Annotated in this window: 3 rRNA genes; all 3 read right to left on the bottom strand. The window is 56.7% G+C overall.

The annotated features are described in order from the left end of the window. Positions 1 to 62: 62 nt before the first annotated feature. A 5S ribosomal RNA gene (gene rrf / locus D9T14_RS12995) occupies positions 63 to 179 on the bottom strand. A gap of 251 nt (positions 180 to 430) precedes the next feature. Then, positions 431 to 3,575: ribosomal RNA gene (locus tag D9T14_RS13000) — 23S ribosomal RNA — on the bottom strand. A 394-nt stretch (positions 3,576 to 3,969) separates the two neighbouring features. Next, positions 3,970 to 5,490, bottom strand: a 16S ribosomal RNA gene (locus D9T14_RS13005). Together the 16S, 23S and 5S rRNA genes form the textbook arrangement of a ribosomal RNA operon. Between the last annotated feature and the right edge of the window lie 239 nt (positions 5,491 to 5,729).

Consider the following 5,729-nt stretch of genomic DNA (forward strand, 5'->3'; position numbering starts at 1 on the left):
CCCCGTGTTAAGTGGTGGTGCCCCCGCCACGATCACTGGCGGGGGCACCATTGAAGGGTTGTGTGCGGCGGTTTCCTACTCTCCCACACGCTGGCGCGTGCAGTACCATCGGCGCTGGAAGGCTTAACTTCCGGGTTCGGTATGGGACCGGGTGTTTCCCTTCCGCTATGACCACCGCAACAGTGTTCAACACACAATCATCATTTTGTTGTACCGGGTCAGCCCGCTGTTCCGGGGGTTGACCGGCTGTGGCAGCCCCCCTTCTCTCCCCGCAAGACCCCGAGGGGTGTTGCGGGAGGGGTGGGGGTGTTGTGTTTGTGTGCCGGGAACAACACAGTGGACGCGAACACGATGCATGCCAGACCATCTGGTGCACCACCCCCTTCAGTGTTCGTGCCCGGCTGGCGGGCACAAGGCGGGTGGTGGTTGTGATGGCAAGCCTCTCGGCCTCTTGGTATCGGTCAGCTTCACACCTCACGGCGCTTCCACGTCCGACCCATCAACCCGGTGGTCTACCGGGGGCCTTACCAGCACAAAGACTGGGGAACCCTCATCTTGAAGCGTGCTTCCCACTTAGATGCTTTCAGCGGTTATCACTTCCCAACGTAGCCAACCAGCCATGCTCCTGGAGGAACAACTGGCACACCAGAGGTTAGTCCGTCCCGGTCCTCTCGTACTAAGGACAGCTCTTCTCAAGATTCCTACGCGCGCAGCGGATAGGGACCGAACTGTCTCACGACGTTCTTAACCCAGCTCGCGTGCCGCTTTAATGGGCGAACAGCCCAACCCTTGGGACCGACTCCAGCCCCAGGATGCGACGAGCCGACATCGAGGTGCCAAACCATGCCGTCGCTGTGAGCGCTCGGGCAAGATCAGCCTGTTATCCCCGGGGTACCTTTTATCCGTTGAGTTCTGGCGCTTCCACAAGCCACCAGAAGATCACTAGTCCCGACTTTCGTCCCTGCTCGACATGTCTGTCTCACAGTCAAGCCCCCTTGTGCACTTACACTCAACACCTGGTTGCCGACCAGGCTGAGGGAACCTTTGGGCGCCTCCGTTACCTTTTGGGAGGCGACCGCCCCAGTCAAACTACCCATCAGGCACTGTCCCTGAACCGGATAACGGTCCTAGGTTAGATAACCAGAACGACCAGAGTGGTATTTCAACGACGACTCCACGACCACTAGCGTGACCGCTTCCCAGTCTCCCACCTATCCTACACAAGTCGCACCGATCACCAATACCAAACTATAGTAAAGGTCCCGGGGTCTTTCCGTCCTGCTGCGCGTAACGAGCATCTTTACTCGTAATGCAATTTCACCGAGTTCGTGGTGGAGACAGTACCCAAGTCGTTACTCCATTCGTGCAGGTCGGAACTTACCCGACAAGGAATTTCGCTACCTTAGGATGGTTATAGTTACCACCGCCGTTTACTGGGGCTTAAGTTCACCGCTTCGCCCGAGGGCTAACAGTTCCCCTTAACCTTCCAGCACCGGGCAGGAGTCAGTCCGTATACATCGTCTTGCAACTTGGCACGGACCTGTGCTTTTAGTAAGCAGTCGCTTGGGTCAATTCACTGCGACTATCAACGCCTCCGGGCCGCACGGACCCATCACGCATCAAGTCTCCCTTATCCCTAAGTTACGGGAGGATTTTGCCGAGTTCCTTCACCACGATTATCTCGATCGCCTCGGTATTCTCTACCTATCCACCAGTGTCGGTTTGGGGTACGGGCGGCACAGCAACTCGCTCACGAAGCTTTTCTAGGCAGCATAGGATCACTCGAATACGAACCCACGAAACGGGGCCCCACTCATCATCTCTCAGGCACACGACCAGCGGATTTACCTACCAGTCACCCCACAGACTTAACAGCCTTACCATAACGACTGTCGAGCTACCTTCCTGCGTCCCTCCGCAGCTTGTCTACTACAGACTCGGTTCACAGACTCAACACCCCCCACACTCAAAGAGCACAGAAGACGTCTCGCGTGCTTAGCATCATCCGATTCAACAGGATCGTTGCTGGGCCGGTACGGGAATATCAACCCGTTAACCATCGACTACGCCTGTCGGCCTCGCCTTAGGACCCGACTCACCCGGGGCAGATCAGCTTGACCCCGGAACCCTTGGATATTCGGCGGACGGGTTTCCCACCCGTCATACGCTACTCATGCCTGCATTCTCACTTGCGTGCACTCCACACCAGGTCACCCCAGCGCTTCACCACACACACAACGCTCCCCTACCCATCCACACACCTGGACACAACCCCCCGAAAGGGACCATGCCGGGTACACGCGCGGATGCCACAGCTTCGGCGGATGGCTTGAGCCCCGCTACATTGTCGGCGCGGAATCACTTGACCAGTGAGCTATTACGCACTCTTTCAAGGATGGCTGCTTCCAAGCCAACCTCCTGGTTGTCACCGCAACTCCACATCCTTTCCCACTTAGCCACCCCTTAGGGGCCTTAGCTGATGATCTGGGCTGTTTCCCTCTCGACGACGAAGCTTATCCCCCGCCGTCTCACTGCCACGCTTCTGGCTTGCCGGCATTCGGAGTTTGGCTGATTTCGGTAAGCTGATAGGCCCCCTAGACCATCCAGTGCTCTACCTCCGACAAGAAACACGCGACGCTGCACCTAAATGCATTTCGGGGAGAACCAGCTATCACAGTGTTTGATTGGCCTTTCACCCCTACCCACAGCTCATCCCCCAGGTTTGCAACCCTGGTGGGTTCGGGCCTCCACGACGTCTTACCGACGCTTCACCCTGGCCATGGGTAGATCACACCGCTTCGGGTCTAGAGCATGCGACTCAAACGCCCTGTTCGGACTCGCTTTCGCTACGGCTCCCCCACCACGGGTTAACCTCGCCACACACCACTAACTCGCAGGCTCATTCTTCAAAAGGCACGCCGTCACCCCACCCAAACAGGCAGGGCCCCGACGGATTGTATGCGACCGGTTTCAGGTACTATTTCACTCCCCTCCCGGGGTACTTTTCACCTTTCCCTCACGGTACTGGTCCGCTATCGGTCACCAAGGAGTATTTAGGCTTAACGGGTGGTCCCGCCAGATTCATGCGGAATTCCAGGGGTTCCGCACTACTTGGGACATGCTCAAGAAAGACAGTGCACTACGTGTACGGGACCATCACCCTCTACGGTACGGCTTCCCAACCGCTTCCACTTCAACACTGCTTTATCACTCCCCGCCCTCACGGCAGCTCAGGCAAGAACACTCCCACAACCCCGCACATGCAACACCTGCCGGCTCTCACACACGCACGGTTTGGCCTCATCCGCTTTCGCTCGCCACTACTCACGGAATCACTATTGTTTTCTTTTCCTATGGGTACTGAGATGTTTCACTTCCCCACGTTCCCTCAAACCCCCCTATACATTCAGGGGGCAGTCGCCGGCCTCACAACCGGTTCCCTTCAAGGTTTCCCTATTCGGAAATCCCCGGATCACAGCTCGTCTACCAACTCCCCAGGGCTTATCGCAGGTTACAACGTCCTTCATCGGCTCTTGGTGCCAAGGCATCCACCGATCGCACTAAGTAGCTTGCCACACAACACACACCCACCAGACAAACCAGCCAAACCCATCAGGCCATCCAAACCATCAGGCCATCCAAACCATCAGGCCATCCAGCCCATCCGGCAGGCACGCACAAGACAATCACAACTACAAAGATGCTCGCGTCCACTATGAAGTTCTCAACAAACAAGCACAACCGCACAACCACCAGACCAACCAGCCCAGCAGCCACACGACCACACACAAGGAAACCACCACACGGCCGCCCCCTCACAACCCAACAGCGTGCCCCCAGCACTCCACAAAACAAACCCCACACCACCACCCAACACTCACGCGGGCAGCAGCCCCACACCAACCAGAAAACCACCAGACAAAACAGCCCAGCAGCCCCCAGCAGGCACGGGAAACAGGGAATCCTTAGAAAGGAGGTGATCCAGCCGCACCTTCCGGTACGGCTACCTTGTTACGACTTAGTCCTAATCACCAGTCCCACCTTCGACGGCTCCCCCCCAAAAAAGGACAGGCCACCGGCTTCGGGTGTTACCGACTTTCATGACTTGACGGGCGGTGTGTACAAGCCCCGGGAACGTATTCACCGCAGCGTTGCTGATCTGCGATTACTAGCGACTCCGACTTCATGGGGTCGAGTTGCAGACCCCAATCCGAACTGAGACCGGCTTTCTGAGATTCGCTCACCCTCACAGGCTCGCAACTCTTTGTACCGGCCATTGTAGCATGCGTGAAGCCCTGGACATAAGGGGCATGATGACTTGACCTCATCCCCACCTTCCTCCGAGTTGACCCCGGCGGTCTCCAATGAGTCCCCAGCCGAACTGCTGGCAACATTGGACGAGGGTTGCGCTCGTTGCGGGACTTAACCCAACATCTCACGACACGAGCTGACGACAGCCATGCACCACCTGTGAACCGGCCAAAAAGGCACACCCATCTCTGAATGCTTCCGGCACATGTCAAACCCAGGTAAGGTTCTTCGCGTTGCATCGAATTAATCCGCATGCTCCGCCGCTTGTGCGGGGCCCCGTCAATTCCTTTGAGTTTTAGCCTTGCGGCCGTACTCCCCAGGCGGGGTACTTAATGCGTTAGCTACGGCACGGACCACGTGGAATGTGACCCACACCTAGTACCCACCGTTTACAGCGTGGACTACCAGGGTATCTAAGCCTGTTTGCTCCCCACGCTTTCGCTTCTCAGCGTCAGGAAAGGTCCAGAGAACCGCCTTCGCCACCGGTGTTCCTCCCGATATCTGCGCATTCCACCGCTCCACCGGGAATTCCATTCTCCCCTACCTTCCTCAAGTCAACCCGTATCGAAAGCAAGCCCGAAGTTAAGCCCCGGGATTTCACTATCGACGCGATCAACCGCCTACAAGCTCTTTACGCCCAATAATTCCGGACAACGCTCGCACCCTACGTATCACCGCGGCTGCTGGCACGTAGTTGGCCGGTGCTTCTTCCCCCACTACCGTCACAAAAGCTTCGTCATGGGTGAAAGCGGTTTACAACCCGAAGGCCGTCATCCCGCACGCGGCGTTGCTGCATCAGGCTTCCGCCCATTGTGCAATATTCCCCACTGCTGCCTCCCGTAGGAGTCTGGGCCGTATCTCAGTCCCAATGTGGCCGGTCGCCCTCTCAGGCCGGCTACCCGTCAAAGCCTTGGTAGGCCACTACCCCACCAACAAGCTGATAGGCCGCGAGACGATCCCTGACCGCAAAAGCTTTCCAACCCCCCAGATGCCCGGGAAACTGAATATTCGGGATTACCACCTGTTTCCAAGTGCTATACCAAAGTCAAGGGCACGTTCCTCACGTGTTACTCACCCGTTCGCCACTCGTGTACACCAAAAGGCGCCTTACCGTTCGACTTGCATGTGTTAAGCACGCCGCCAGCGTTCGTCCTGAGCCAGGATCAAACTCTCCGTCGAAAAATATCAGAACCAAACCCCCACCAAAAAAGCAAGAGCCCAGCACCAATCAAAACAAAGAGAAACCAAAACCCTGACCCCATCCAAAAACCGGACAGAATCACGAAAAAGTCACTCAAAGAAACCCGCACCAGCAAAAACTGGCACAGACAAAACAAAAAAACTAGAAGCACGCTGTTGAGTTATCAAGAAACAACCACACAACCACAGCACAAGCCAAAACCCACACCATGGACGGC

The organism is Propionibacterium australiense (assembly GCF_003666605.1).
Taxonomy (GTDB): Bacteria; Actinomycetota; Actinomycetes; order Propionibacteriales; family Propionibacteriaceae; genus Propionibacterium; species Propionibacterium australiense.